Source organism: uncultured Methanofollis sp. (genome assembly GCF_937919355.1).
Lineage (GTDB): Archaea > Halobacteriota > Methanomicrobia > Methanomicrobiales > Methanofollaceae > Methanofollis.
Map to the genome: position 1 here is coordinate 1 of NZ_CALFSA010000169.1, position 3,953 is coordinate 3,953.

The window sequence follows — 3,953 nt, forward strand, 5'->3', positions numbered from 1 at the left end:
CGAGGTACGGCCCGCCCGCGATGTTCGTCCCCGGCGTCCGGGATGTGTTCAGGACGGCGGAGAAATGTTCTATGATGTCACTTTCTTCAAATTTGGGTTCTTCGGATTCCCTTTCGGCACGGACATTGTCGAGGTTGTCGAAGCGGCAGTTGGCGATGGTGATCCGGGATGAGTCGTAGAAGAATGCCCCACCGCCGGAACTCTCCAACTCATCGTCGGAGGACTCCAGACTCCGCGGCTCGACGTCGTGATCGGTCACGGTGTTGCCGGTGAACGTGGCGCCGGTGATGGTGATGTTCTCACACCGCCCAATATATGCCCCGCCGCCGTTGGTTGCGTCGTTTTCGGTGAAGGAGAGGTCGGTGAGCATGACGCCGAATGAGTTATAGAGATATGCCCCGCCGCCAAGATCCGCTGTGTTGCGTGTGAAAGTGATGTCGGTGAGCATGACGCCGGATGAGTCATAGAGATCCGTCCCGCCGCCAGATTCTGCCGTGTTGTTGGTGAAGGCGACGCCGGAGAGAGTGATCCCCGAAGATTCCCAGAACTCTACCCCGCCGCCACAACTCTCTGCTTTGTTGTCGGTGAAGGTGACGCCGGAGAGAGTGATCCCCGAAGATTCCCAGAACGCTGCCCCCCCGCCATAACTCTCTGCTTTGTTGCCGGTGAAGGTGACGCCGGAGAGCGTGATCCCGGATGAACCCAAGAATTCTGCCCCGCCGCCATAATCCTCTGCTTTGTTGCCGGTGAAGGTGACGCCGGTGAACTCGAAATTGGCGCAGCCCATGAAGTACGCCCCGCCGCCCGAACCAGAGTAATCGTCGTCGGAGGACTCAGGACTCATGAAAACTGGCCCGCCACCATCTTCAGTCGCGTTGTTGCGCGTGAAGGTGGAACCGATGAGCCTAGCATCGTCGCAGTTCTCGAAATATGCCCCGCCGCCAGCGTAGGTCGCGTTGTTGCGCGTGAAGGTGGTACCGATGAGCCTAACATCGTCGCAGTTCTCGAAATATGCCCCGCCGCCACGTTCCGCAGTGTTTTCGGTGAACTCTGTCCTCTCGACCGAGAGAACATCGACGTACCGGGCATAGAGCGCACCGCCATCGGGATTTACACCTGGACCGCCGATTGCCCCATTCCCGACAAAGGTGCAGTCTGCGATGGTGAGGAACTGGACGTGGTCTTCAGGATCCCCGGCGGCGTAGATCCCGACGGCGGTGCCGGTGAAGGTGCAGTCTGCGATGGTGAGGAACCGGACGTGGTCTTCAGGATCCCCGGCGGCGTAGATCCCGGCGGCGTTGCCGGAGATGTTGAGGCCGCGGAAGGTGGCGTTATCCGCGCGGACGATGAACGCCGGTACCGATGGGCCGAGGGACATCGGTTTTACCCCCGAGGGGCCGGTGATGACGGGTTGTGCTGGCGAGCCTTCCCACTGTTTGACCGTCACATTTGGTGCTGCGATGACGACCACGCCTTCGTAGACGTGATCCTCCACGCCCCAGATACGGATGGTGTCGCCATCGCCGATCTGTTCCCGGATCTCATGGAGACTGGAGTAGTTGCCGTTCCCCTCGATCATCGAGACATTCCAGACGTGGGGGTGAGTGATCCTGGCCGCTGCCATCATGAGGGGTGTTTCTTCCTCCGCGACGACCTCGATCGAAGTTGTGTTTGTGAGGGGGAGGGTGGTGTTGGTTGCGGTGAGTGCGACAGTGTGATTGCCGGGCGTGAGGAATGTGTGGGTGACGTCAGGGCCATCTGCGTCCGCCGCAACGCCGTCGATTGTCCACGCCCACGTGTCGACCGCAACGCCCGTCGCCGTCCCGGTGAACCGCACGGTGAGAGGCACCGGGCCGTCGGGGGGACCGGCAGTAATCGCGAGCGCCAGTTCCGTTTCCACCGGCGTCTCATTTTCCGCTGGCGTCTCGGTTTCCGTCGGGACCGAGATATTCGTAATCATTTCATAGGACGCCACTGTTTCGGGCGGGACTCCGCCCTCTTCATCGCCGGCGGCCGGACCGATGATACAGGCCAGGGCCACCAGCAGGACTGCGAAAATAACTATTTTTTTCAGGGATGGGGGGATGTTTCTCATTTTAAGCCTCCGCATAAACTGAATGCCAGCTTCCCCGGATGCGAGATGAGATCACGCCTCACGGGGGGCTGAGACGCTCGCGATATTATCACATCGGATATATACATTTTTATTTTAATCCGCAGAAGCACTCATAATCGGTATCAGGTGCATATTTTCGATCAAACAATAATACGGCGACAGGATGCAAATGGAGATATAGTACGGGAGGATGCGGGGAGGTGAAATGACCGGCGGGTCGTCGAAAGCGTCCAGTGCTCCGCAGACATCTCCGATTCGGTCTCCCTTCCCTCTGTTCAGAGAGAGGATGGAGGGCGGGTGGCGGGGGCCCGACCTGAACAGAGTGCCGCACCCCGCAGGGACGGGTTATATGGACCGGCACCGTATTTCCCTCTATGTCCCCCCGGGTGATCATCCACACGACGGTCAGCCTCGACGGCGCAACCACCGGTTATGATATCGACATCGGTCTGCACTACGAAATCCTCCTCTCCTTCGGGCCCGACGCCCTCCTCGTCGGTTCGACGACGGCGCGGACGGGCATTGAGACGTTCCTGGACATCACCCGGCCCGAGGGGCCCGCAGACCTCCGGAGGCCAGAGGTGCACGCCGACGACCCGCGGCCGATCGGCGTCTTCGTCGACAGCCGGGGGGTGCTGAAGGGCCTGCTCCACTTCTACCGGCAGATGGAGCATATCAAAGACGTCGTCGTCCTGGTCTCCGAGGCGACGCCGGATGACTACATCGCGTACCTGCGGGCGAGGGAGTACCCGTTCATCAGGTGCGGGACAGAGCGTGTCGACCTCAAGGAGGCGCTGGACGGACTCGGGAAAAGTTTCGGCGTCTCGCGAGTCGTCACCGACAGCGGCGGCGGCCTCTCCGGCGCCCTGATCGCGGCGGGGGTCGCCGACGAGGTCAGCCTTGTCGTGACGCCGGGGAAGCGCGGGGGCGGGGTGCACGAAACTGTTCAGGGGGGTGGACGTGCCCGTCGGCCTAGAGTTGATCGGGTCGGAGGAGGTGGGGAAGGGCAGGGTGCACCTGCGGTACGGGGTGAGGAAAAAGGAGTCGGCGTCATGATCGCGGAGGACGACGAACCCCTCAGCGACGAGGAGTCTCTCGAAGATATCAGGGCCGGACGCCTGCTCACCCTCGACAGGGTGCGGGCGGAGTTGCGGGAGGCATGGCGTACGGAGTCAGAGTAACGCCGTCCGCGATCAGGCAGATACAGCACCTGCCGAAGCGGTAGGAGAACGGATCTTCGACGAGGTGGAGGCCCCGCCCAGGAGTCCGACCCCACCCGACATGTGAAGAAGATAAAGGGGGGAAGCCAGACTCCTTTCTCCTCACTCAGAGTGGGAAAATATCGCGCTATTTTGAACATCTACGATGATATGCTTCTGATAGTCGTGGTGGAAGTCGGCCACAGGTCAAAGGTGTACAGGAAGCACTGGCCAGGCTGCCTCTATTCAGGCAGGCAGTCTGAACATTGCGGACGTCAGGTGACGATTGCCCGCGCTCACGCCGAACAAATCAGAGAACAGGCTCTGTAGAAATCCTCTTCAGGAGTGTCTCGTCCGGGGGGCTGCCGCTCGAAAATCAGAGATTTTCTCGATTCACTTCGTTCACCCCCCCGGTCCCTCGAAGACTTCGTCTTCTTGACCTCACTTCGTTCGGCCCTCGAAAATCAAAGATTTTCTCATGCTCACTCCGTTCACACCCTGCCATTAAGATAGGGAGGTGGATGGCAGTCCCCTCTTCAAAATGCACGTTTGCCCATTTGAGGTCCAATACTGAGCGGGGAACGAGCGTCAGCGAGTTCGAGAAGACGAAGTCTTCGCTGTGAGAGCGTCAGCGAGTT

The 3,953-nt window shown here is 60.1% G+C and carries 2 protein-coding genes; one reads left to right on the forward strand and one right to left on the reverse strand.

What is annotated here, in order from left to right:
- Positions 1–2,095, reverse strand: a 2,095-nt coding sequence (locus tag Q0520_RS08235; RefSeq protein WP_298668709.1) for a right-handed parallel beta-helix repeat-containing protein, incomplete at its 3' end; no start/stop codon positions are given.
- A gap of 395 nt (positions 2,096–2,490) precedes the next feature.
- Here Q0520_RS08235 and Q0520_RS08240 point away from each other — a divergent pair.
- Positions 2,491–3,297 (forward strand): dihydrofolate reductase family protein, encoded by an 807-nt coding sequence (locus Q0520_RS08240; RefSeq protein WP_298668712.1) that lies wholly within the window; start codon positions 2,491–2,493, stop codon positions 3,295–3,297.
- Positions 3,298–3,953: the final 656 nt, after the last annotated feature.

Coding starts and splice junctions, on each gene's coding strand:
- Q0520_RS08240 (WP_298668712.1), top strand. CDS start 2,491: ATGTCCCCCCGGGTGATCATCCACACGACGGTCAGCCTCGACGGCGCA.